Raw genomic sequence first — 22,721 nt, forward strand, 5'->3', positions numbered from 1 at the left:
TCAGGTGAGGTGAGTGGCGATGGCCTCGGCGAGCGGGGCCGGAACGCCCAGTCGGGCGCGGAGTGTTGCGGTGTCGATGGGTGCTCCCGTGCGGGTGTGGTGCTCGGCGGCGACCTTGCGGGCGTGGGTGATGAGGGCGGCGGGAACGTGGTCGGTCGGGGGAGAGGGAGGCGCGGGCTCGGCGACGAGTTGGGGCGTTCTCGCGCGGACGGGCGGTTCGACTTCGTGCTCCTCTTCGGGTGCCGGCGCGTCGTCCGTTTCGGCGATCACGTCCGCGCGATCAGTGGCGGGGCCGTGGGCGAGCAGGGTGCCGCCGAGAAAGGCGGCTGCCGGCCAGCCGGCCACCAGTACGCGGAGCCAGGGCGGCACGTGGCTGAGGTCGAGGAGTCCTGCGGTGGCGATGTTGGCGCCGAGGCTGGCCGCGAGGGCCACCAGGAACCACGACCACCCGGCCGCCTTGGACTCTCCGGACCGCAGCCGTTTCCAGGCGGCGACCAGCAGCAGGTCGACGCTCACCGGGTAGGCCCACGCCTTCCAGCCGTCCTGGCCCGCGGCTACCGCGAGGTCATGCAGGTGCGCGAAGGACAGGGCGGCGGCGATGACCGCTTGGACCAGTACGGCGTCGACACGGACGGGCGGCTTGCGCACTGCTCGCCTCCTTCCGGTTTCGGGCATGGCAGGGGTAGGGACTCGGCGTGAAGCGGTCACGCCGGCCGGGGTGAGGAGTGGGTCAGCCGTTGGCGGGGCGAGGCTTGGCCAGGGTGACGGAGAGCGTCACAGGCGGGGGCGGAACGTGGGACCGGAAGGGCTCCAGTGCCGGTACATCAGGTAGGAGTTCGGCCGTCTCGCGGCAGGTCGCCGCGGCATCGGCGAGGGAGAGGTATGGGGTACGGATACGGATCCAGCCGCCCGAGGTATCGCCGGCCACGGCGAGGCCCGGTACTTCAGCGGCGATGGTCGAGGCGACACCTACCGCCTCGGGCGCGATATCACCGAGCGCCATCTTCGCCGAGGCTTCGTCGTTGACGCGGTGGCAGACGCGTCCGGTGAGCTGGGCCCGGAGCATGGTGGCGCCCTTGCCCAGCTCGGCACCGAAGCGTTGGCCGCAGACTTCCAGGTAGATCCCGGCTGCCCGGCCGAGCTGAGCCAGCCGGTTCAGCTGGGTCACCATCTCGTCGCGCCGCTCCTCGTCCTTTTTGGTCGCCACGAGGAACAGCTCGGCCACCTCGTCCACGAACACCACGATCGGGTGTGGGCGTTCACCTTCCGGCAGCCCCCAGACGTCCGAAGTGATCACTTCATCCGGCGTGCTCAACGCGATGCCCTGACGGGCCTTGATCAGGTCGTACCGGTCCTCCATTTCCTTCACCAGCACGGGCAGCAGGTTCGCCGCTTCGTCCGGATCGGTTGCCAGCGCAGACAGCCGAGAAGCGAACGGCGACAGCTCCACACCGCGCTTGCAGTCGATCCCGACGAGCGCCACGGGCTGTGTGGCCAGCCCCGTCAGCAGGTTCCGCAGGAACATCGACTTGCCCGACAGGGTCGCCCCCAGCACCAGTTGGTGAGGGACTGCCCGGTAGTCGCGGACAAACGCGGTGGCGTCCTCCCGAAGTGCCACCGGGACCGTCAGCAAGTCACTCCCGGTCCGGCGAGGCATCTTCACCTTGCGCAGCACGTCGAAGCCGACCAGCCGCAGTTCAACGACGCCCGGTTCGAGACTTACGACATGCACGGCATGCACACCCCAGGCATGCCGCAACCTCTCGGACGAAGCCGCCACGTCCGCCGGCTCTTGTCCGGGAGCGAGCCGAATCCGGACGTGTAGGCCCGTAGAGGTAGGGCGCGGAATGCCCCGCCTCGGCGGCACAGGCCGAACCTCCCGACGCGTGGTTGCCCGCACGGCCAGAGCCCGCAGTCGAGACGGCTCTACGGTCAGCCCACAGGCGTCCATGGTCGAGCCGTACGAGGTCATCAGCCGGACAACCGACAGCGGAAGCCCCACCGTTGACCAGTAGGCCGCCGGGTGTGCCTTCCGGGCGTAGGCCGCTCCACCAATGGCGGCGATCGGCGCGCCCAGCTCCATCAGCGTCGTGACGTCAGGCACGAATATCAGCTCTCCTGCCCGGCCGGGTACGCGCCGGGAGCGACCGCGGCGGCCCGGTAGGCAATGCCGTGACGGGCCTGGCCGTTGAAGACGCTCTCCCAGGGCCGCGCGACCAGGCCCGGCAGGGAGACAGGCGCCCCTACGACCAAGCCGTCGGTAACCCCGCTCTCGGGGACGGTCACCGCGATCAGCGACGATTCCCCTTCATCGATGTAGACAACGCCGACCTTCATCAGCGCTTCGCCGCTCACGGCGTCCTTCGCGATCTCGCCCGTCTTGCGGTCCTTGACCTTGGGCTCCGGCCCCTCGGTCAGCAGGATCGTGGCGGACGCGGTCTCGACACGGATTACACGCACAGATTTCCCCTTCGTTGGGTACCTGCCAGTCGACCTGACAGGTTGACTTAGCAAGTTCGAACTAGGGAAGCCAGGTTGACTTGTCAAGTGATTCGACTGGTGCTGCTCAGCGGTCGAGGACTTGGTTCACCGGGCTCCGCGATGAGGAACGGCGAAATGACGGCAGTCGCTTTCCGGTGCAGTCTGCCTACCTGTCCGGTGCTGCGGATCCACGTGATCGCGGACGCGTAATGGCTGCTGTCGTCGGCCTCCGAGATGGCAGCATGCCGTGTCATGGCAGACGACAGCACCAGCAGGTTTCAGGCAGGCCAGACGGGACTCATTGTCAGGATCCCGGAGGTGGAGCCGGTCGTTCACGCTTGGCGTGAACGGTTCGATCCGTCAGCCCGGGCAGGAGTACCAGCACATATAACGGTGCTCTTCCCGTTCCTCGAAGCGAGCCGAATAGATGCGCAGGTCTGCTCGGCTCTCACTGATGTGCTCGGCAGCCATCATGCTTTTGACCTACGGTTTGAGAGCTGTGGGCGGTTTCCTGGGGTGCTGTATCTCGTTCCTGAGCCAGACGCGCAGTTGCGGTTGCTCACTCAGGTGATCGCCGACCGGTGGCCCGAAGCTCCGCCCTATGGAGGCCAGTTCGCCGAGGTCGTGCCCCACCTGACCGTTGCTGACGGTCAGGAGGATGCAGTTCTGGACGAGATCGAGGCTGACCTGCTCGGCGTACTCCCCTTCACGTCCCGGGTCGCGTCGGTTGGCCTCATGGTGCATGACGGTGCGAAGTGGCAGGAGCGGGCGTCGTTTGCACTCCTTGAGTGAACGGGACATGAGCTTGGCAGGCCCACCACGCGGGCAGCGGACCAGTGTGAAGACGACAGATAGCCACCTTCGACCTGCTCGGCACGGGCTCGGGTGCTGGCCGGCTGCTAGTCGAACTCAGCCCAGGCGATAGGTGTCTTCGAGCTCCTGCCGATCGCCAGGCAGCAGCACGTCCGTGACCTGGAGCGCCTGTCCCGAGACATCGCAGGCCACGACCAGCACGCTCAACACCGGCTCACCCTTCGGAAGAGCCAGCAGTTCGGCCTCTTCCTTGCTTGGCAGGCGGGCCGAGACGCGCTCGGTGACATGGTCGAAGCGGACGCGCTTACGGGACTCGACGTGCGCACGCAGCCCCTCGGTCAGTGGAGTTGCGTCAGCGAGGTCCGTGCCGTCGACCAAGGCGGCCGGGAAGTATGTGGAAGCCAGTTCGACGGGCTCGCCGTCATCCTCGACAAGCAGCCGGCGGACCAGCACCGTGGCCCGCTTGGGCACGCCGAGAATCGAAGCCACCCGTGGAGGGATGGGTACTTGGCCGACCTGGACGAGGCGGCCGGATGCAGCCGACTCGTCCCGCTCCAGCGCGTCACGCCCCCGCTGGTCCTTCTGCTCGACCACTTCAGGGCGGCCACGGACGATCGTGCCGTACCCCTGTCGGGATTCCAGCCAGCCGTCCCGCTTGAGGAGTTCGAGGGCCCGGACGACGGTCGGGCGTGACATGCCGAAGGCTTGGACCAGCTGATTTTCACTCGGTACGAGAGTGCCGGCCGGGTACGTGCCGTCCTCGATGCGACCCTGGAGCGTCTGCGCAAGCCGCACATACTTCGGTGCAGCCACTTCGTACGCCATAGCCCGCCGCCTACTCACATCAGCCAAGTCAACCTGTCAACCAGACTACTCAAATGAATAGGCAGTGCATACCCACGCCCCCCGCGAGCAACGCAGAGCCCAGGCTCATCAAGGTTTCCACGCCTCATCGACCGTGAACGAGACGACCGTCCCGCCGAAGTGGCTGGGGCCGGCGCTCCAGGAGTCCGCCAGCGCGTCGACAAGGTGCAGGCCCCGTCCGTGCGCTTCATCGGCACCGGCTTCGCGCATGCGGACCTTCGCGGGAAATCCGGGATTGTGCACGTCCACCCGCAGCGCTTCACCGACACGCCACCACTCCACGCGCACCCGCCAGGATTCCTCCGCTTCTCCGTAGAGAACAGCGTTGGTCACCAGCTCGGAGATCATCAATAGGCATTCGTCCACCGAGCAGGCCAGCTCATGCGGATCCGTGAATTTTCTGAACCAGCGCCGAGCCCGTGCCACGGACTCGGGCACCGGGTACAAGGTCATGGCGCCGATGTATACGGGCTCAACCCCCGACCCCTCAGGGCCTCCGATGACGTCGCTCATCCCGTCCTACTCCCTACCGGTGCCGCCGCAGTCCAGACAGCGCCGCATGGACGTAGCACGGGCGCGAGCGTCAGCCGCGGAGGCCGCCAAGACCGAGCGGGAGCCGACCCGCTTCCAGCCTCGGCCCCGGCATCCACGACACGCGGCCGCGGCGACGTGTCGTAACTCCGCAGGTGTCTGACTCACGCCCGTGCCCCCTTCCCAGTAAGTGGACTTAGCCACTTACTGGATAGTGGCATTGGCCACTTGGAGTCGCAAGCGTTTCGTCAGAGAACCAAGGCTTTCTACCCGATCGGGTATCCCTGCTCGAACGCCCAACGGCTGGGCGGGTACGTCGCTTCGGCGAACTCCAGAGGGCGATCCTGCAGGTCATAGACGACGTGATGGACGATCAGCACCGCTGACCCCGGTTCCAGTTCCAAGTCGGCCGCCTCGTCATCGGTCGCGAGGCGAGCGCACATCCGGTCCTCGGCGTAGCTGCCTTGACGCCCGGTCATGGTCTCGACGTACATCAGCGTGCCCTCCTGGATCCGGTCGGGATCCCGGAGCTTCGGGGCGCGCTCGCCCACGTCGGGGCCGAACCAGGAGGTGGAGAGCGTGATGGGGCCGGAGTCATTCTTGGTGACCCGTCGACGGTGCACCGCACGCGCGCCGGCAGCCAGGTTCAGCGACTCCGCCACGTAGTCCGGCGCCTCCAGCCAGCCCGCCGAGGTGATCACCGCATACTCGCCCGGCGTGTAGATCTTGCCCGTCTGCTTGGCCCGCCCGTACAGCTCACGAGCGCGGCGGTTGACCGCCAGACCCCGCACGTACGTGCCCGAGCCCTGTCGCTTCTCGACCAGCCCCTGGTGCCGCAGAGCCTCCAGTGATCGCGCAGCCGTCGGGCGCGACACGCACCAATCCGCGGCCAGTTGACGTTCCGACGGCACTTCGTCACCAGGCCGCAAGTCGCCCCGCAGGATCTGATCGCGAATGTGGTGCGCGATCTGAAGGTACTTGGGCTGGGTCTCCTCGATCTTCGGCATCCGTTCCCCCTTCCCTAAGTGGCTATTACCTCTGGCCACTATAGAGTGAGTGGCTAGTACAGCAGCCCGTACGCTGACGCACGTGACGCGCTTGATCGTGGCAGCAGGAGGAGGCGGCGACGCTGTCGCCGCAGCGATGCTGGATGCCGCCCTCTACGGCGGCGAGACTCCGGCGGTGGTCCTCACCTACGCGTGGGACCGCCTCTTGGTGGACCCCGTTCCGGGCCCAAGAGAGCCAGCCAACTTCACTGGCCTCCGCCCTCTCACCCGAAGCGTCCAGGCGGTTCCCGTCGGCGCAGCACCGATTGCTCCCGCGGGCTCGACGCTTCCTCGACTGGCCGCAGAGCTCCCGCAGACCTTCGCGCTCATTGACCCGCACCACGGCGCCGAAGGCATGGTGCGCCAACTCGAAGAAATCGTTCAGCACTTGGAGCCCGACTCCATCGACCTCCTGGACGTCGGCGGCGACATCCTCGCCCAGGGCGACGAACCCACCCTCCGCAGTCCACTCGCCGACGCCCTCACCCTCGCGGCGTGCTGCGAACTCAACTGCCCCGTCCGACTCCTGGTCGCCGGCCCCGGCCTCGACGGCGAACTGCCTGCCGACGCCCTACGCGACCGCTTGGGCCCCGTTGCCCTGACGCTCATGGCAGAACACGTCACACCCGTTAGCTCGGTGCTGGAGTGGCACCCCTCCGAGGCAACGGCCATGCTGGCCGCCACCGCACGAGGCGCCCGCGGGCTTTGCGAAGTGCGGGACGCCGGCCTGCCCGTCCCGCTCACCGACGAAGGCCCTGTCGTGTACGAGGTCGACCTCGACGAGGCCCTGAACCGCAACCAGCTCGCCCGAGCCATCCTCGCCACGGAGAACCTGCACCAGGTCGAGCAGCACAGCCGCGAGATCTGCGGCTTCTCCGAAATCGACTACGAACGCAACAAGGCCAGTTGGCTCAGCAGCCAGCCCACCCAGAAGCTTGATCCGGAAGCCGTCCTCCATCAGCTCGACGAGTTCGAGGCCGACGCCCGGTCCCGCGGCATCACCCACACCACGTTCCGCCGGCTCACCGAAGCATTCGGACTCAGCGGCAACCAGCGCCAGGGCCTCAGAGCACTCCTGCTCAGCAGGCGCCCGGAGCAGTATCAGGCTCCGCTTTGGCGAATCGCTGAGGCGTAGAACCCATGTCGACCTCTATGGTAGCCCTCCTAGTCGCTGTCGTAGGAGTCTTAGGAACCCTCACCTCAGGGCTTCTCGCTCAACGTTCCGCAGGGAAAACCAAACTGCTTGAGCTGCAATACGCTCAGCATCAATCTGCGACTGACCGGGAAGAGGCGCGGCGGCAAGCCAGGTTGGAAGCTCGCCGAGCCTGCTATGTATTGCTGAACCAAGCGGTCAGGCAACACCAGGCTGTTTTGAGTAAGGCGATCGCTAGCCTCCAACGACACGACTTGCACGAGTACATCGAAGAGGTCAACTCTGCACTCAAGGCTCAGCGAGACACTTACGCCCAAGCACAGATGGTTGCGTCGGATGGCGTGATGGAGGCGGCCAATCACGCACTTGACAGGCTCAATCGGCTTGCAGCCCTCGTTCGTCAGTACGCGGATGGGTACCGGTCTGAGTCGGTGCACGATGACGCCCAGGCCCTTGATGCCGAAGCGCAGGATGCCGTAGATGCGCTGCTGCGGAGGATGCGCTCGGACCTTGGTGTCACAGGCTCTCAGCCTGAGGGGCTTTGACCCACTGGGCTTCCCCCCCCCGGCCACGGTGTGCCGTGTTGAGTAACAACTTTCTCTACGAGTTCAAGGCGGCTCGCTCCGCTCACCGCGCGCGGCCCGACCCCCGGCCGGGCCTGCGCTCCTGTCTCCGCCCCGCTCCACCCCGGCCGGCGCCCATGCCGCGCACAGAGCGATCAGCCACCTGATGCAGAGAAGAGGTATGCCGTGGCCTGGCCGGCCAGCCCAACTGGCCGTGTCGTCGACGTCCAGCAGCTGAGCTACCTCGGTTCCTGATAACAATAATGTCGGTGCTTCTGCCTCCCAGCGCTCGCTCTCCGCCATGGGCAGCTATCTGGCCAGGCTTTAGCCATTCGAGTTCGCTCGGTCATCAACCGTCAGCAGCATCGTCCGGATTAGCGTTCAGTGACCACAGATAAACGGCAAGCTGCAATACTGCGGCGGCAGGCGGCATCCCCATGTTCATAATAAACCCATGCGCCACCTCATTTCTGATATTCCAACCACCAGCAGGGTTAGCGCAAACTGTCAGTGCACATCGATGCCACGACTCATCCAGACCGTGGGCTTTCAAAATATCAAGCAGGTATCCCAATCCAGGATACTGACCAGGCTTCTGGTCGCGCTGAATTCGATAGACGCCCCGATCCATGGCGATCACTAGATTACGAACTATGGTCTCGATTCTTGGAATGATGGTGAATGCCGCCCCTTCAGCATCCCCCATCCAATATCGAATGAACGCTCGCGCCAGCGCATGGGCCAGGTCTTCATCGGTGAGCGGTGCTTGCGCAAAAAATTCCGCCAGATCGCTTTCGCTAGGGATTCCATATACATCGGCTATCCGCGAGAGGGCCATGGCCAGTATCGGAGCAAAGATCTGAATGTTGTAAGTCTCATGATCCGCAAGGGCCACGGCATCACGATCTTCGTCCGATTGAGGACGATACCGCGGCAGCCCGTCGCCCCCGAGCAGCTCTTTCGTGAAGCACCCACTAAGCACAAACTCGCGCGCATGTTGTTCCACCCTGGCCTTATTCAGCGCTAGGTCCCCTGTTGCTGGACCATAGATCTGATAGAGGCCAAGCAAGGCTTGCTGCCAATTGCCTACTCCATCCATGGGTGCGAGCAAACGCTCAATCTCTGCACCGTCCATGCTGGTCGACGCCGCAAAGGTGGCAAGTCCCAGATCGTCCTTCCGCAGGCCCTGCAAGTTAGCAGCCGCACGCTCAATTAGTCCACGATCTTGACTTTCTTCGGCACATTCGAGCGCTTTCTTTAGGTGGGCGGCTCGGACGATTCCCTGAGAGTGGCTTGCGGCCTCATTCCAGACCTCTACCAATTCCACCCAGAGCCGCTTCTTCACCTCCGCATCTGAAGCCCTAGCGATTTGCATCCCCAAAATATCATCGCGAATGAAGGGGTCCGCATATGCGATAAATGCATCCTTCAGAAGATCATCAACTCCACTCGGAGGGTTATTTTCCGCGAGAATAGATTTCATCAGACGCATGAATACACCAGGGCGGTGATCGTCTCCCGATAGTTCCTGGCGTGCATCGCTCATCAATTGATTCACGATCAGGTCTGCTTGATCGCGAGAGTTCACCGAGCGAGCGACCCTCAGTCCAATGCCCAAAAGTCCCGCTCGATCGAGACCTACTTCCCACTGCGTCGCAGCTGCTAGGTAGCTTTCAGCTGCTGCGATCGCATACTCATGGGCCCGCCCAAAGCGTCGTTCAAATAGTAGATGCTGGAGGCGTGCCAACCCCCAGGGGGACGTCACTTTTGAAGTCAACGCATGCCATACCTCAACAACCTCCTCGGCGACAGCAGCAACCTTCGGCGGGTCTGTTTCTCCTGAAGCTCCATGAAAACGTGGCTCTACCGCCACCCTTTGTCGATTACCGTCAAGCTCAACCGAAATTCTGTAATCGAAAGCCCAAAGAGCTGCCCTTATTGGAAGATCGGAAATTTCCTCTACTGGCACATCGCTTGGCGTCTCGCTGAGCAAGGCCGTACGCAAAGTTCGGGCAGCCTCGAATTTTGACGAAGCTTGGGCTGCCTGATCAATAATAGAAGCTATGCTCTCAATTTGGCCATCTCGTGACGTCATGACCAGATTATCGCCAGCTTCCGATCAGTGCACCACCACTTTCCCTAATCTCGACAGCAGCCCGGGCACCTACGTCTTAAAATTCCGGCACCTCGAGTAACAGGGGCGACCATGGCCCGCAGAGGTGGCTGACGGCGACACACGTGCGCTGAGGCTCAACGAAGCAGGTTGCAGGTCGCCGGGACGGTGCCTAGGCCTCTCACCTCAAGCGGCACGCGTTCGCCTGTGGACGACGCGTGGACTCGTCCCACCTGATCTGCCACCTGCATCGTGGTCGCGAGTCGGCCGTCATGGCTTGCTCTGGTCGACGGCACCGGCAACGTGGTGGAGGCCGGTGGGGGTGCAGCGAGACACACGCGCGCGTGATCGTTCGGCGCCCGCGCCGTCGTGGCTGACTGTCGTCGGCTGGGGTAAGGACCACCCCGTGCCCAGCCCTCAGCAGACATCCTCGGCCACCCGCCTATGGCCGCCGCGTCAGAGGCGCTACATCCTGGGCACCATGCCGAAGCCCGAGGGCCCGTAAGTGACCCCTCGTTCGTCCGAGGCATCGCCCGCGGGGGCGCCGTGGCCACGGAACCCAACGAGGACGGGGTGCGATGGGCCGGCGAGGTGGTTCGGCGTTCGGGCAGAGCGTGATCAACGCGTTCCAGCAACTTGGCGACGACGGCGAGGGGATCAGCGGTTCGGTGAGTGCCTCCCATGCCAACTGGCGCACCTAAAAGCTAGGCGTGCCCCTGGCGGGCGACGGGGCGACAAAATGGGCGACTGATTTCAGTACAGCGGTGCCTACCACATGTCTAACCCTGCCAATTTTATCTATGTTGTTAGCCGAGGCGACGGAATTTCCGCTAGACTCCCATCGCTAGTTTGCGTACCGAGGTTCGAGTCGAGGGAGTCGCGCTCATGCCAAAAGCGCAGTTTGTGAGAGAAGCGGACATGCTCGAACCTATTGTTAAACATGCATCCGCGTTGATGGGCGTAGGAAGCAAGGTGTTTTTTGAAGTTCAGTCCACGTCCGGCATTCCTGATGTAGTCCTCGTGTGCTTCGATGACGAGGCAGTCCATCAACGGCGAAGCCGATCGCAAGGATTGATTCTAGACCTTGCGAGCATGAATGTTTTATTTACACTGCAGAGGAATTTGGGTCATACCCTGTCTCCTTCTGAGATCGCCAAGCAGACTCGTTTGAGCCCTGGGCACATCTCCTCTGCGGTACTACCTCAACTCGCGCGTCTGGGGCACGTAGAGAAGCTTTCCAGGGGGCAGTGGACGGCAGTGAGCCGCTTCCGGAGCCTGGCTACTCGTATCTGCACTATCGAAGCGAAGATTAGGGATTGGCGAGGAGGCTACCATCAAACCCTCCGGCATGGCCTAGCTGCCGACGAAGCCTGGCTAGTGCTAGATGCTGAGCTATCTGCGCCCGCTCTTGCCCACCGCGACTGGTTCTCAATCGCCGGAATCGGCCTCGCGTCGCTAGACCAAGAAGACGGGCTAAAGCCACTGATTCCCGCGAAGCCGGCTAGACACCAACGTGAAAGTGTCTACAGGGAGCTATTGGTGGAGAGGGCCGCTGAACTGTGCCTGCGCGGCAAGGTGAGCGGCCCCATCCATCATGTATTTGGGAGCGACCTAACCACTTCTACAGGGCCTGACCCCAGGCGTCCAAATGCTTTGGAGACTGTTCGGAGCTAAGAGGTAGGCCAGTCGAGTACTTATGGGCGGCCGTCACGATTCTTCGAAGGGCGGCATGCCTTCCGTGGCGCTGCGAGTCTCGTTGCACCTTGGCCGTAAGTTCTCCCACGCTATGCAAATAGTGGAGTGCGGAAAGTTCGTGCGACCATGGCTCGTTCGCGAAGAGCGCGGGGCAGTAAGGGCAGGCGCACCGTACGTAGCCAGGCGCCTTGGCTAGAACGTTGTGCGTGTTCCTGTCCAGGGTGTGAAGAAGTTGCTTTTCGAAGTACCGTTCAACCGCGCCCTTTGCGCCTGGGCGGAAAACGAACTCAGCGAACGCCTGATCAGCCCCGCTGACGCCAAGCCCAAACCCCGCAGCGCCGTGCGCGAGGGCGTACCAGCCCGTCAAACCCGTCTGCGGGAGAAGTAGGCACCGCTCCTCATCCGCGCACAGGTTTGCGAGCCTCTTGATGCCCGTAAGTAGCTCCGCGTCGTCCGGGGGAATGAACGCCTTACCCTGAGCCCACTGCACCCGAACATATAGGGTGTCGAATTGGTCCTGATCCATTATCTGGTCCAGGAGACGGTTTCTGAGCGCGGTGCTAGAAAGCCAGCGAGCTGGCAGTGTGAGATTGAGTGCCACGCGTTCGCCGTGATCGAGACGAGACAGAACGTCGTCGCCTTGCTCGTAGATTCCATCCAGAGATCTTTGAGGCTCGTCAGGGTCAAGCGCCCTACCCGGCGTGAGGAGAAGGTTTGCGCCGCTAGCTCTCTGAGCATCGAGTACGCGTTGCACCCAGTCGGGCGCGTCGGCGTGAGCCAGATACGGAGCATTCTTATATGCGCGAGCCGTGATCGGCTCTTTCTTGAGCCTCAAAATCTCAGTATCGAGCAGGTAACACTGTGGGTCTGCAATTCGCAGTGCAGACACTGGAGACAGCGAGAAAAAACTACGGTGCGCTTGCGCATTGGCTGACGGAACGTTCGCAATTGCGCCCAGGGCTAGGTTGTCTCCGTATGCAGCGTGGAGACCGACAAGAACGCGAGGCAGGAATCTGTGGTACCTGCCCCCTCGCTGAACAAGGTAAATGGGACGGGACCCAGTTAGTGCCTGATCGCGGTCAATCCTGGGCGGCGCATGCCCAGTTGCGCTCGCCACTGCTCCTGACGGGGGAGCGGTAACTACGCTGCCCGCATTGTTGCCACTAAGGATGAGGAAGCTATCTTCGCTGGGTAGGGGGACATATTCGTCCTCTACATCTAGATATGCGTTGAGCGCCGCATTCTCTAACTGTTCCTCATCGACTACAGGCCACTCGAGTTCGTCCGCCACGCCTGTCGACCAATCCAGGTCGCTTTCAGGCATCGGGTCGGGCTCGTCCTGATGCATATCCACCCCCTACATTTCAACCGCGGCTTAGGCGTATCAGATTACTTGAAACGCTTCCTCGCTCGTGCTCCACCATCGACGTAAGTCGATCAAGAATCGCAGAGACGTTGCCAGGGCAGTTACCGGGTAGCGGCTGCGGTCCCTGAGTAAGGCGCGTATACGCCTCATCGACTGTGTAATTCTGGTCGATCCGATAGAAAGGGTGACTCCCGGATAGGGCATGCCTGGCTGTGACTCCGACAGCCCACAAATCGGCTGCTTTTCTCGCGCGCTGCCCAATAAGTTGCTCCGGCGACATGTAAGGAAACGTGCCGATGTGCCCGGGGTAAATGGTGATGGTGCTTGCGTCGATCTGCTTGGCGAGCCCGAGGTCCAAAATGACTGGGTCTTGCCATCGTCCGTTCCGCAGGGCAATGTTGGCAGGCTTGATGTCGCGGTGAATGGTAGTGGCCTTGTGTAGGGCCCGAACCCCGCTCAGAAGCCCCTTAAGGAACTCCTCTGCTCGCCGAGGAGGCAAAAGCTCACCGTTAGTTATCCGCCCCTCAAGGTCGCCTCCGGCGATGTACTCGAACCGCAAGCCTGGTCTGGCTTTACCGCCGAGCTGAACGGTGATGGGGCCATGGAAGGCAACAACATGCGGTGAGCTGACGCGTCGAAGTCCCTCGACTTCACGTTCTAGACGGGCCATGGAGTAGTCATCAGTGCATATGATCTTGACAGCCTCGTCGCCTACCTTCCATGTGTCACCAAAGGCGCCGGCTCCGAGGAACGTGGCATCAGCGCCTAACTCTTTGGTGACCTCTTCAGGTGTGAACCGTGGCACGGCGGGCTGGTTCAAGACTCTCCTCGCCTCGTTACGCGCTACGCCAAGTGATGGTGTGACCACACAATCATGCAGGATCTCGTCGTGCGTTCAAGAGGTCTGGCGGAACCTGTCTGCTCAGGGTCCTGCCGAGTGGGCCACCCTGGCACCAGGGCCTGTCTCAATTGTGGTCTCAAACGCTCTGACCCCGAGATGGTCCGCTGAATCCAAAGAGATGTGGGAACCTGCGCTGAGCAGGTGGTATGTGGTATGCGAGTGCGGCGGATGTCGGTGGACACCCGCAGATCAAGATCAGAAAACTCGTAAGTGCAGCCGCTGCGTCGTCATCTGGGACCAGGCGCTCGACACATTGCGCCAGCAGGCCGGGGGCGTGCCCTCACCGTCGCCCGAACACAGCGCTCTGGTACGGGAACTGCGGGTGAGTAGTGTCAACGTACCTCCGTGATCGGAGTTGCCGGACTATGGAGTGTGCGGGTCGGCATGTCTGGTGGCGCTGGGCCGATCGGCCGGATGTGCCTTTGGAGGTCTGCCCGGTGCCGGTGCTGTTCCGCTGACATCCAACGCTGACATCAACGACCCCGGATAAGAGCGACCCCCAACGGTCGCGGACGGCACCGACGCACGAGGCGAGGCCTGACCAGGCCACGGTTAGATCGAACTCCTGAGGCGGTGGTCGGGGCGTGCCAGATGCGTGCCAGATCGGACGGTTAGTCACGGTCAACACGGGTTGCCTCGAGGTGTAGAGACTTCGTTGCTGGCGAAGCGGCCGGCGCGGGGCGCAACCAGCAGAGATACGCTGGAGGCCACCGCCAGGCTTACAAAGCAGATGTCACAGGTTTGAATCCTGTTGTGCCCACCAGTCAAAAGACCCCCTGTTGATCATCACAGGGGGTCTTTGACGTCTGCAATTGACAGCAGCGGCGGCCGTCAGCCGGCCGCCGCTTCAACAGCCGGTCCATGTGGCACGGCCCAAGGATGGCCGTCAGCGGAAGAGTCTGACGACGCCGACGGCCCTTGGGATCATCGTCGTACGGTCCCCGCCGACCCGCTGCCGCTGTTTCCGCACCCGGATCTCCTGCTCGTCGATGCCCTGAACCGGCCGCTTGCGAAGATGCCGACGCCGATGGACAGCGCGATCAACAGAACCGACGGCACGCCGTCGACGGTCACATGGCGGCCCCCCGCTGCCAGCGACGCCAGTGCAGCGATCGCTGTGAGGGTAGCGGCGGCCACGGCAAGGCAGAGCGCCGTCTCGGCCCACCACATCGCCCGCGTCGGTCGAGTCGTCATGGCGATGTTGTACCTCGCGCCTCTGGTTGCTGTGCAGCAGGGAAGTGCAGCAGCCCTCGCGCCCAGGACCAGCCACAGCCTCGGACACCGGGACTTCGCCGACCTCACGGGCGCAATATCACCCGGTCTCCATAGCTCGCCGCAGATTCAGGGTCTGCGACGCAAGCTCCGCACGAAGAGCGGCACCGACAGCAGGAGCAGGGCTCCTTCGACGGCCAGGCTGACCAGCCCAAGCGGCTCTGTCCAATTGGCAATGTCATCGCTGTAGTGGGGCAGCCCCGGTCCTCTGGAGAGGATGTAGCCCACCAGGGGGCCGAGGGCCACCCCCGCTGCCAGCAACCATCCCAGTCGTACGAAGCCGAGGAGGAGCAGGACCGCGGTGATCACGGCCGCGATCTCCAGGACGTGGTAGGCGACGCCTACGTAGGTGGGGTCCCTCGTTGCTGTGACGCCGCCTTGGTCCACCACGTGGATGGCGGCTACCACGAGGCACAGCAGAGCTCCCGCCCACCTGGGCGCCCAGGTGGCTTCCGCCACCGTGGCAGTGCGGTGTGCCATGCGAAGGGATGTCTCCTTTTCCTTGGGGGCGGGTGCCTGTCGCGCCACAGTTCCCTCTGGCCGGGTGGCTCCTCAACAGGCAACGCGGGGCCCCATGTCAGCTCACAGCCTCAGCGGGCAATTGGTCGCTGTCGATCTCTGCAGTGCAGACGAGTGATGCGGACGGGATGCCACGGATCCCTTGATCAACGGGCCGCCGGAGTGGTGGCGGGTGCAAAGTCATGGGGGCGAGGTGCACGGGATCGGCCCCTGGCAGCGCTTACTCTGGCGCACGTGACGCGCTTGATCGTGGCAGCGGGAGGAGGCGGCGACGCTGTCGCCGCGGCGATGCTGGATGCCGCCCTGTACGGGGGTGAGACTCCGGCGGTGGTGCTGACCTACGCGTGGGACCGTCTCTTGGTCGACCCCGTTCCGGGACCGAGGGGGCCGGCCAACTTCACCGGTCTTCGCCCCCTCACCCGAAGCGTCCGGACGGTGCCCGCCGATGCGGCGCCGATCGCTCCGGCGGGCTCGACGCTTCCCCGGCTGGCCGGGGAGCTGCCGCAGACCTTCGCGCTGATCGACCCGCACCACGGCGCCGAAGGCATCGTTCGCCAACTCGAGGAAATCGTCCAGTACTTGGAGCCGGACTCGGTCGACCTCCTGGACGTCGGCGGCGACATCCTCGCCCGGGGCGACGAACCCACTCTCCGCAGCCCGCTCGCCGACGCCCTCACCCTCGCGGCGTGCTGCGAACTCAACTTTCCCGTACGTCTGCTGGTCGCGGGCCCCGGCCTGGACGGCGAACTGCCCGCCGATGTCCTGCGCGACCGTTTGGGCCCCGTGGTCCTGACGCTCACCGCCGAGCACGTCACGCCCGTCAGCTCGGTACTGGAGTGGCATCCCTCCGAGGCCGCGGCCATGCTGGCCGCCACGGCACGAGGCGCCCGTGGTCTGTGCGAGGTGCGGGAGGCCGGCCTGCCTGTCCCGCTCACCGATGACGGTCCTGTCGTGTACGAGGTCGATCTCGACGAGGCCCTGAACCGTAACCAGCTCGCCCGTGCCATCCTCGCGACGGAGAACCTGCACCAGGTCGAGCAGTACAGCCGGGAGATCTGCGGCTTCTCCGAGATCGACGACGAGCGTGACAAGGCCGGTCGGCTCGGCAGTCAGCCCGCCCGGCAGCTCGACCCGGAAGCGGTACTCCACCAGCTCGGCGGGTTCGAGGCCGACGCGCGGTCCCGCGGCATCACCCACACCACGTTCCGTCGGCTCACCGAAGCCTTCGGCCTCGGCGGCAATCAGCGCCAGGACCTCAGGGCGCTGCTGCTCAGCAGCCACCCGGAGCAGTACGAGGCTCCGCTCTGGCACATCGCTTCCGGAGCCTGACCGGACATCGGAGTGGGGCGCACGTGCGGCTGCTTCGTCGGGGGCCGCAGGAAACCCGGATCCACTACCGAGGCGGCGACAGGACCTCGATCACCGCGCGCAGGGGCTCCGGTGACGTGGAGAACTCGCCGAGGAAGGGAAAGGACAGTTCCGTGACGAGGAACAGGTTGGCGGCGACGAGGACGCTCACCGCGGCGACCATCCCGTAATGCATCGGGGCCTGTTCCGATCCGAAGGTGACGGCGAACCCTAGGACCAGGCCGCTGGTCAGAAAGACCACCATCCACAAGGACAGAGGTGGGCCGATGTTGCTGCGTGCCTCAAGCAGGCGTTCCGTTCGCGCTTTGCTCAGCTCCCTCAGGGACGCCAGCGAGCCGGCGAGGAAGGCCCGTTGGGTGTCATTGCGGGGTTTGACGTTCCCGTAGACGCTGTACAGGCGGTTCAGTGCGTTCTCGGCCTCGGGTGCGGTATGGCCGTTCGCGGCGCCGGACCACTCGTTCGCGGCCGCACGTACGTACTCTCCCAGGCTCTGCCGGAGCCGTGCGCTCTCGGTCGTGCCGAACACCTCGAGGCCCCTGGCCATCTGCATCGCCGTGGCGCCCTCGGCCCGCGTCGTCTGGTCTGCCGTGTTCACCTGGCCCCAGAGCGCCAGGACGAGGAAGCCGATGAGGAACCCGTAGACGACAGCGATCACGGGGAAGAGGAACTGGGCGATCTCGTTGTGCGCGCCCCGCTTCAGGCGGGGGAAACGGTGCCGGACGCCTGCCTGGACGGCTGCTGTCCCGCCGGCGATCCCCACGATGAGCCCTGCCAGCAGCAGCAAGGGAGGGACGTTGATCACGATCCAACGGGCCATGGTCACTGCTCCACGCTCCTGACGTACCCCACCCGCGATCACCGGCGAGGTGGCCAACGAAGGCACCGGGCTGCGGACACGCCGCCTTCGTCCCTTCGGTGAGAGAGGGGCGATGGGGCTGGCTGGGGGGCGGGGTGGCGTGGCCTGTTTGGGGTGTTGTTCGGGGTTGTGGGGGTGTGTAGGGTCAGTTCGAGGGCAGACTTGAACTTTCAAGTAAATGCCGGCCGGTGGACGGGGGCGGTCGGGTGCGGTTGCCGCGGTGTTGGGCCGCGGCGGGAGATCGGGGAGTGGATTCATGGCTGTACGACGGCTCAACCATGCGGTGCTGTACGTCCGTGACGTGCCGCGGGCCATCGCCTTTTACACCGAGGCGCTGGGGCTCACGGTGGATGTGGAGATACCGGGGCGGGCCGCGTTCCTCAGCGCGCCCGGTTCACTGAACGACCACGATCTGGGGCTGTTCGCGGTGGCGGCGGACGCACCGGGGCCCGAGGCCGGGCGGGTCGGGCTCTACCACCTGGCCTGGGAGGTCGGCACGCTCGGCGAACTCGCGGCGGCGCATGAGCAGCTCGCCGGGCGCGGTGCTCTCGTCGGCACCACCGATCACCTCGTGTCCAAGTCGCTGTACGCCAAGGACCCCGACGGCAACGAGTTCGAGGTGATGTGGCGGGTGCCGAGGGAGGACTGGCCGGGCCCGGACGAGTCGGACCGGCTGCGGCCCCTCGATCTGGCGGTGGCGCTCAAGCGCTGGGGGCCGGATCTGGTGACGGGGGCGGCAGCCGGTTCGGCCACCTGAGGGGAGTGGGGGGCACCGGGACGCGGCGGGGGAGCCGTAGCGGGGCCCAGGGGGCGGGTGCTTCAGGCGCTCGGGCCCTGCGGCTCCGGTTGCGCCGGCCGGGCCTGCGAAGACGTACGTTCCGCGCGTTCCGCCCAGCGCTTCTCGACGCCGGCCACGCGCCAGTACGTCAGTGCCGCCGCCCACACCACCAGGAACAGGCCGACGATGATGAAGCCGACGTTGTCGAGGTCGAGGCCGGAGATCCAGCCGGTCAGCGGGTCGCTGAGGCCGAGCTTGTCGTGCAGCACGGTCACCAGCTCGATCGTGCCGATGAAGAAGGCCACCGCGATCGACAGGCCGGTGATGGTGAGGTTGTAGTAGACCTTGCGCACCGGGTTGGAGAACGCCCACTGGTAGGCGAAGTTCATGAAGGTGCCGTCGAGGGTGTCGAACAGGCTCATTCCGGCGGCGAAGAGCAGGGGCAGGCAGAGGATCGCGTACCAGGGGAGGCCGGCCGCGGCGCCGCTGCCCGCCATCACCATCAGGGTCACTTCGGTCGCGGTGTCGAAGCCGAGCCCGAAGAGGAAGCCGAGCGGGAACATCTGGCCGGGGCGGGAGATCGAGCGGGTGAACCGTCCCAGGAAGCGGTTCATGAAGCCCCGCGAATCGAGCCGCTGTTCCAGCTCGGCCTCGTCGTAGCGGCCGGCGCGCATACCGCGGAACACCCGCCAGATGCCGGTCAGGGCGATGAGGTTGAGGGCGGCGATGAGGTAGAGGAACGTCCCGGAGATCGTGGTCCCGATGGTGCCGAGGATCTGATGGGTCCGGGATTCGTCGTTGAGCAGGATGCCGGCCAGCTGGGCGCCGCCCGCCACGAGGGCGGCCATCACGACGACGATGCTGGAGTGCCCGAGGGCGAACCAGAAGCCCACCGACACCGGGCGCTTGCCGTCAGCCATCAGCTTGCGGGTGGTGTTGTCGATCGCGGCGATGTGGTCGGCATCGAAGGCGTGCCGCATGCCGAGGGTGTACGCGGTGACACCGAGACCGACGCCGAAAGCCTGGCTTCCCACGGAGTAGTGGTGCGGCACCACGAGCAGGAAGAGCACGCCGAAGGCGACGACGTGCAGTCCTGCTATGACGCCCATCAGGCCCACGGTGCGGAGGGTGTCCTGTCGGCGCCAGCGGAAGCCGACGGCGGCAGGGGTGTTCGGGGTATCGGTGGACAGGGCCATCCGGCGGTCACGCTCCAGCACCTCGTGGAATCAGTTCGTGAGATGCCGTGGCCGGTCTCCTGGCTTACGGGTACACGCGTCCGTCCTCGCCTTCCCGGCCGCAGGCTGCGGTCAGTGGCGCCGTACGCGCGGGCGCGTACGGAAAAGGGCTGGAAACTCCCCGATCACAGTGGCGAGGGCCGCTCCGGCCTGGGACCACAAGGTCCGTCACCGGTCTTCCCGAACACCACGGCCCGGCCACTCTAGCTGCCCGTGGGAGCGCGTGGGGTGGGGACCTCTGCCCTGAGCTGTGGTTCCTGGCGGGTCAGTAGGTCAAGGAGGAGAGGAAGGCGTGCAGTTCGTGGTCGTAGAGCGCGGTGTTCTCCAGGTTGACCATGTGACCCGCTCCCGGTATGCGGACTCTTCGGGCGCCGGGGACGGTCAGGGCTATCGCATGCGCGTTGGCGGAGATGTCCGTACTGTCGAGGTCGCCGTCGAACACGACCGTCGGCACCCGGATCTCGCCCAGGCGGTCCGCGGCTCCGACTTCGAGAGGCATACCGCCGCCGAGCCCCTCGGCGTGCACCTCCACATTGGCGAGGGCGGAGGCACGCATCCGCTCGCGGAATCCCGGGTGCACGGCGGAAGGCTCGCGGTGCGGACCGTCCACCCACATCCTCAGGAAGTGCTCGACATAGCGCTCCGCGCCGTCCGGTGCGCCGATGGCCGCCACCTGTTTCCTGATGTGCTCCAGGACGAAGGGGTCGGTGAAGGGGCGGCCGCTGACCCCGGGGGAGGCGAGCGCCAGCGCCGTCACCCGGTCCGGGTGGGCTATGGCGGCATCGAGGGCGACCCGCGCACCGTGCGAGAGGCCGACGAGGACGGCGCGGGGGACGTCGAGCGCGTCGAGGAGGGCGCACAGGTCGTCGTGGTTGGCGTAGTCACCGGCAACGGTGGAGGACAGGCCGTGGCCGCGGGAGTCGTAGCGGATCGCGCGGAGCCCGGAGTTCACCAGCCAACTGAACTGTTCGTCCCACATGTGCTGGTCGAGCATGCCGCCGTGCAGCAGGACCACCGCGGGGCCCGAGCCGGCCGTCTCGTAGAACAGCTCGCCGTCATCGATGGGCACGAGACCGTTGTCGATCTCGGACCAGGCGGTGATCGCTCGGGTCATTCTCCGGACCTTCCTCTGTGCGCGCGATGCGGTGGTGTGGTGGGCGCTGTGCCGACTGTGGTCTACGCGTCCAGGGCTCCGTGATTGTCTCTTACCTCTGGATTGGCTCGTACGTCGTTGTTGTGTGCGCTGGCATCTTTGGTCTCATGAGGGTGGCTTGGCGTACGAGTATCGCGATTGCCGTGAGTGTCGGATTCCTCCGAGGGAACGCGCGAGCTGTTCGCAAGGTGCCGGAATTCCTCGCCGAGTCGGTCGAGTACGTGCAGCGTGGTGCGGATGTCCGCCGCCGGCAGGTCCGCCAGGCGCTGCCGTAGCTCCGTCGCCTCGAATTCCTGGATGCCGCGTATCGCTGCCGCGCCCTGGGGGGTGAGCTCGATCAGGGACGAGCGGCGGTGGGCGGGATTGGGGGCCGTCACGACCAGGTCCAGTTCCAGGGCGTGGTTCACCCAGCGCTGTACGGGCTGGCGATCCAGGCCCATCGAGCGCGCCAACTGCGGCACCGTTCTCGGGCCTTCGTTGCGCAGGGCGTCCAGCAGTGCGTGCTCGCCGGCGGTCATGCCGGTGCCCGTGTCCTTCAGTTCGCGTTCCACGGCGCGGACGACCGTGCGGTGCAGGGGCCACAGGCGTCGGATGACGTCGTACAGCAGGGCTTCGGCGGGTGCGGCTTCCTCGGCGCCCTGCCCCCCGGAAGCCGGCGTGGTGTCGGTCATGAATCCCCCTCGGTGACACTGATGTTGTCATGATGACACTGCTGATGTCGTTTGAGAAGGGGCTCCGCGCGGAAGGAAGTTGAGGGAGAGGGAGAACGAGAGGGAGGGGGAGAGGGAGTTGCGGGCGGTCGAGGAATCCCGGCGCGCAGTGCGAGGGGCGTGGCACGACGCGACGCGAGGTGCGAGGAAAGGCGGGACGGCGATGAAGGTCGGTTTGCTGCGGGCGGTCGGGGTGGTCACGGCGGTGTACGGGGTGGCGGTGACGGCGGTGCCCGACCTGTTGGCGCGGCCGTCGGGGCTGGTGGACGGCAAGGGGCGGAGCGCGCGGGCCACCCGGACGTCGCTGCGCCCGCTGGCGTGGCGGGACGCGGCGAGCGGGTTGGTGCTGGCGCTGGCGCCCGAAGGCCCGGCACTGCGTACTGCCGCCTATGTGCGGATCGCGGCGGATTTCGGGGACGCCGTTCTGCTCAGCGCGACGCTGCCGGGGCGCGACCGGCGGCTGAAGGCGGCGGCGGTATCCGTGGGGTGGGGCGCGTTGTCGGTGGTGGGCCTGCTGGCGGGCGAGTGAACGACGGGGGCGGGAGGGGCAGTGACTGGAGGGGCTACGACGGGCGGGAGAGGGTCATGGGGTCAGCGGGGGTGGGGCCTCGTCGGGGGTGAAGGTGATGACGAGGTCGGCGCGGTCGCGCGTGGCCGCCACGATGCGGGCGTTGGCCTCGTCCGAGGTGTGGACGAACCGCTCGGCGTCGGCGCGGGGGCGCCCGAAGCGCTCATGGCGGTCGACCAGGCGGCGGACGCGTTCCGGGGAGTCCAGCTCGACGTACCAGATCTCGTCGAGCAGGGCGCGTAGCCGGGACCAGGGGGTGGAGTCGAGGAGGAGGTAATTGCCCTCGGTGACGATCAGCGGGATGTGGGGTGCCACGGGGATGCTGCCGGCGACCGGCTCCTCGATGCGGCGGTCGAAGGCCGGGGCGTAGACGGCGGTGTCCGGCTCGGGGGAGCGCAGGCGCGTCAGCAGGGCCGCGTAACCGGCCGGGTCGAAGGTGTCGGGCGCGCCCTTGCGGTCCGTGCGTCCGAGGCGGCGCAACTCCGCCTCGGCGAGATGGAAGCCGTCCATCGGGACGAGCGCCGCCCGCCCGGCCAGCTCCGCCACCAGGTGGGCGGCGAGGGTCGACTTGCCGGCGCCGGGCGGGCCGGTGATGCCGAGCAGTCGGCGCCGGGCGGGGGTCGCGCTGTCGGCGAGCCGGCGGGCGCGGGCGAGGAGGTGCCGGGGGTCCATGGTGGGTCCATGGTGCCTGATCGGCGGGGTGGTGGAGGTGGAGGTGGCGGAGGTGGTGGTGGAG

At 65.5% G+C, this 22,721-nt stretch carries 22 protein-coding genes and 1 riboswitch; of the genes, 7 read left to right on the forward strand and 15 right to left on the reverse strand.

Going from position 1 to position 22,721, the window contains the following annotated elements:
* The 3 genes from OO62_RS19405 to OO62_RS19415 all read right to left on the reverse strand — a co-directional run bounded on the left by OO62_RS19405 (nucleotide 1) and on the right by OO62_RS19415 (nucleotide 2,460).
* Nucleotides 1–648 carry a DUF2637 domain-containing protein gene (locus tag OO62_RS19405; protein ID WP_033268730.1) on the reverse strand — a complete coding sequence of 216 codons (648 nt, stop codon included), beginning with the start codon at nucleotides 646–648 and terminating at the stop codon, nucleotides 1–3.
* Between the two features lie 82 nt (nucleotides 649–730).
* A complete protein-coding gene (locus OO62_RS19410; RefSeq protein ID WP_033268731.1) occupies nucleotides 731–2,104 on the reverse strand; it encodes an FtsK/SpoIIIE domain-containing protein in 1,374 nt (457 codons plus the stop codon).
* Nucleotides 2,105–2,109: 5 nt separating this feature from the next.
* Nucleotides 2,110–2,460 (reverse strand): SCO3933 family regulatory protein, encoded by a 351-nt coding sequence (locus OO62_RS19415; protein WP_033268732.1) that lies wholly within the window; start codon nucleotides 2,458–2,460, stop codon nucleotides 2,110–2,112.
* Between the two features lie 273 nt (nucleotides 2,461–2,733).
* On the opposite strand from OO62_RS19415, the gene OO62_RS19420 reads away from it, so the two are divergent.
* On the forward strand, nucleotides 2,734–3,273 hold the full coding sequence (locus OO62_RS19420) for a 2'-5' RNA ligase family protein (protein WP_033268733.1): 540 nt from the start codon (nucleotides 2,734–2,736) through the stop codon (nucleotides 3,271–3,273).
* 117 nt (nucleotides 3,274–3,390) lie between these two features.
* On the opposite strand, the gene OO62_RS19425 is transcribed toward OO62_RS19420, so the two are convergent.
* From OO62_RS19425 to OO62_RS19435, 3 genes are all read right to left on the reverse strand, one after another.
* On the reverse strand, nucleotides 3,391–4,119 hold the full coding sequence (locus OO62_RS19425; protein ID WP_033268734.1) for a GntR family transcriptional regulator: 729 nt from the start codon (nucleotides 4,117–4,119) through the stop codon (nucleotides 3,391–3,393).
* Nucleotides 4,120–4,227: 108 nt separating this feature from the next.
* On the reverse strand, nucleotides 4,228–4,671 hold the full coding sequence (locus tag OO62_RS19430) for an ATP-binding protein (protein WP_051733424.1): 444 nt from the start codon (nucleotides 4,669–4,671) through the stop codon (nucleotides 4,228–4,230).
* A 284-nt stretch (nucleotides 4,672–4,955) separates the two neighbouring features.
* Nucleotides 4,956–5,696, reverse strand: a complete 741-nt coding sequence (locus OO62_RS19435; protein WP_033268735.1) for a GntR family transcriptional regulator — start codon at nucleotides 5,694–5,696, stop codon at nucleotides 4,956–4,958.
* Nucleotides 5,697–5,778: 82 nt separating this feature from the next.
* On the opposite strand from OO62_RS19435, the gene OO62_RS19440 reads away from it, so the two are divergent.
* Nucleotides 5,779–6,870 (forward strand): DUF1152 domain-containing protein, encoded by a 1,092-nt coding sequence (locus OO62_RS19440; RefSeq protein WP_266105128.1) that lies wholly within the window; start codon nucleotides 5,779–5,781, stop codon nucleotides 6,868–6,870.
* Between the two features lie 272 nt (nucleotides 6,871–7,142).
* On the forward strand, nucleotides 7,143–7,433 hold the full coding sequence (locus tag OO62_RS19445; protein ID WP_129322961.1) for a hypothetical protein: 291 nt from the start codon (nucleotides 7,143–7,145) through the stop codon (nucleotides 7,431–7,433).
* 367 nt (nucleotides 7,434–7,800) lie between these two features.
* Here OO62_RS19445 and OO62_RS39010 read toward each other — a convergent pair whose 3' ends face one another.
* Nucleotides 7,801–9,546 (reverse strand): DUF4209 domain-containing protein, encoded by a 1,746-nt coding sequence (locus OO62_RS39010; protein WP_106974872.1) that lies wholly within the window; start codon nucleotides 9,544–9,546, stop codon nucleotides 7,801–7,803.
* Nucleotides 9,547–11,482: 1,936 nt separating this feature from the next.
* Between OO62_RS39010 and OO62_RS39620 the strand changes: the two genes are divergently transcribed.
* A complete protein-coding gene (locus OO62_RS39620; RefSeq protein ID WP_157850155.1) occupies nucleotides 11,483–11,647 on the forward strand; it encodes a hypothetical protein in 165 nt (54 codons plus the stop codon).
* Between the two features lie 976 nt (nucleotides 11,648–12,623).
* On the opposite strand, the gene OO62_RS38065 is transcribed toward OO62_RS39620, so the two are convergent.
* From OO62_RS38065 to OO62_RS19460, 3 genes are all read right to left on the reverse strand, one after another.
* Nucleotides 12,624–13,445 (reverse strand): serine/threonine-protein kinase, encoded by an 822-nt coding sequence (locus tag OO62_RS38065; protein ID WP_078617252.1) that lies wholly within the window; start codon nucleotides 13,443–13,445, stop codon nucleotides 12,624–12,626.
* 1,005 nt (nucleotides 13,446–14,450) lie between these two features.
* Entirely contained in the window at nucleotides 14,451–14,720 is a 270-nt protein-coding gene (locus OO62_RS39625) for a hypothetical protein (protein WP_129322962.1), read from the reverse strand.
* Between the two features lie 147 nt (nucleotides 14,721–14,867).
* On the reverse strand, nucleotides 14,868–15,278 hold the full coding sequence (locus OO62_RS19460) for a hypothetical protein (protein ID WP_033268740.1): 411 nt from the start codon (nucleotides 15,276–15,278) through the stop codon (nucleotides 14,868–14,870).
* Between the two features lie 273 nt (nucleotides 15,279–15,551).
* Between OO62_RS19460 and OO62_RS19465 the strand changes: the two genes are divergently transcribed.
* Nucleotides 15,552–16,646 carry a DUF1152 domain-containing protein gene (locus tag OO62_RS19465; protein WP_228332431.1) on the forward strand — a complete coding sequence of 365 codons (1,095 nt, stop codon included), beginning with the start codon at nucleotides 15,552–15,554 and terminating at the stop codon, nucleotides 16,644–16,646.
* 64 nt (nucleotides 16,647–16,710) lie between these two features.
* Here OO62_RS19465 and OO62_RS19470 read toward each other — a convergent pair whose 3' ends face one another.
* Entirely contained in the window at nucleotides 16,711–17,469 is a 759-nt protein-coding gene (locus OO62_RS19470; protein WP_228332429.1) for a bestrophin-like domain, read from the reverse strand.
* Between the two features lie 328 nt (nucleotides 17,470–17,797).
* Between OO62_RS19470 and OO62_RS19475 the strand changes: the two genes are divergently transcribed.
* Entirely contained in the window at nucleotides 17,798–18,298 is a 501-nt protein-coding gene (locus tag OO62_RS19475) for a VOC family protein (protein WP_033268742.1), read from the forward strand.
* Between the two features lie 62 nt (nucleotides 18,299–18,360).
* Here OO62_RS19475 and nicT read toward each other — a convergent pair whose 3' ends face one another.
* The 3 genes from nicT to OO62_RS19490 form a co-directional block, all read right to left on the reverse strand.
* Nucleotides 18,361–19,515 carry a Nickel transporter NicT gene (nicT, locus tag OO62_RS19480; protein WP_051733429.1) on the reverse strand — a complete coding sequence of 385 codons (1,155 nt, stop codon included), beginning with the start codon at nucleotides 19,513–19,515 and terminating at the stop codon, nucleotides 18,361–18,363.
* A gap of 32 nt (nucleotides 19,516–19,547) precedes the next feature.
* Nucleotides 19,548–19,761: riboswitch (cobalamin riboswitch) on the reverse strand.
* A 58-nt stretch (nucleotides 19,762–19,819) separates the two neighbouring features.
* Nucleotides 19,820–20,668, reverse strand: a complete 849-nt coding sequence (locus tag OO62_RS19485; RefSeq protein ID WP_033268744.1) for an alpha/beta fold hydrolase — start codon at nucleotides 20,666–20,668, stop codon at nucleotides 19,820–19,822.
* 62 nt (nucleotides 20,669–20,730) lie between these two features.
* Nucleotides 20,731–21,378: a MarR family winged helix-turn-helix transcriptional regulator gene (locus OO62_RS19490; RefSeq protein ID WP_078617254.1), complete on the reverse strand. Its 648-nt coding sequence runs from the start codon at nucleotides 21,376–21,378 to the stop codon at nucleotides 20,731–20,733.
* Nucleotides 21,379–21,580: 202 nt separating this feature from the next.
* Between OO62_RS19490 and OO62_RS19495 the strand changes: the two genes are divergently transcribed.
* Entirely contained in the window at nucleotides 21,581–21,946 is a 366-nt protein-coding gene (locus OO62_RS19495; protein WP_033268769.1) for a hypothetical protein, read from the forward strand.
* Nucleotides 21,947–22,000: 54 nt separating this feature from the next.
* Here the strand turns inward: OO62_RS19495 and OO62_RS19500 are convergent, their stop codons facing one another.
* Nucleotides 22,001–22,657, reverse strand: coding sequence for a nucleoside/nucleotide kinase family protein (locus OO62_RS19500; protein ID WP_033268745.1), 657 nt, complete (start codon nucleotides 22,655–22,657; stop codon nucleotides 22,001–22,003).
* Between the last annotated feature and the right edge of the window lie 64 nt (nucleotides 22,658–22,721).

Source organism: Streptomyces lydicus, from assembly GCF_000717345.1.
GTDB lineage: Bacteria > Actinomycetota > Actinomycetes > Streptomycetales > Streptomycetaceae > Streptomyces > Streptomyces lydicus.

Coding starts and splice junctions, on each gene's coding strand:
- nicT (WP_051733429.1), bottom strand. CDS start 19,515: ATGGCCCTGTCCACCGATACCCCGAACACCCCTGCCGCCGTCGGCTTC.
- OO62_RS19420 (WP_033268733.1), top strand. CDS start 2,734: ATGGCAGACGACAGCACCAGCAGGTTTCAGGCAGGCCAGACGGGACTC.
- OO62_RS19430 (WP_051733424.1), bottom strand. CDS start 4,671: ATGAGCGACGTCATCGGAGGCCCTGAGGGGTCGGGGGTTGAGCCCGTA.
- OO62_RS39625 (WP_129322962.1), bottom strand. CDS start 14,720: ATGACGACTCGACCGACGCGGGCGATGTGGTGGGCCGAGACGGCGCTC.
- OO62_RS39010 (WP_106974872.1), bottom strand. CDS start 9,546: ATGACGTCACGAGATGGCCAAATTGAGAGCATAGCTTCTATTATTGAT.
- OO62_RS19490 (WP_078617254.1), bottom strand. CDS start 21,378: ATGACCGACACCACGCCGGCTTCCGGGGGGCAGGGCGCCGAGGAAGCC.
- OO62_RS19500 (WP_033268745.1), bottom strand. CDS start 22,657: ATGGACCCCCGGCACCTCCTCGCCCGCGCCCGCCGGCTCGCCGACAGC.
- OO62_RS19495 (WP_033268769.1), top strand. CDS start 21,581: ATGAAGGTCGGTTTGCTGCGGGCGGTCGGGGTGGTCACGGCGGTGTAC.
- OO62_RS19475 (WP_033268742.1), top strand. CDS start 17,798: ATGGCTGTACGACGGCTCAACCATGCGGTGCTGTACGTCCGTGACGTG.
- OO62_RS19485 (WP_033268744.1), bottom strand. CDS start 20,668: ATGACCCGAGCGATCACCGCCTGGTCCGAGATCGACAACGGTCTCGTG.
- OO62_RS19425 (WP_033268734.1), bottom strand. CDS start 4,119: ATGGCGTACGAAGTGGCTGCACCGAAGTATGTGCGGCTTGCGCAGACG.
- OO62_RS19460 (WP_033268740.1), bottom strand. CDS start 15,278: ATGGCACACCGCACTGCCACGGTGGCGGAAGCCACCTGGGCGCCCAGG.
- OO62_RS19435 (WP_033268735.1), bottom strand. CDS start 5,696: ATGCCGAAGATCGAGGAGACCCAGCCCAAGTACCTTCAGATCGCGCAC.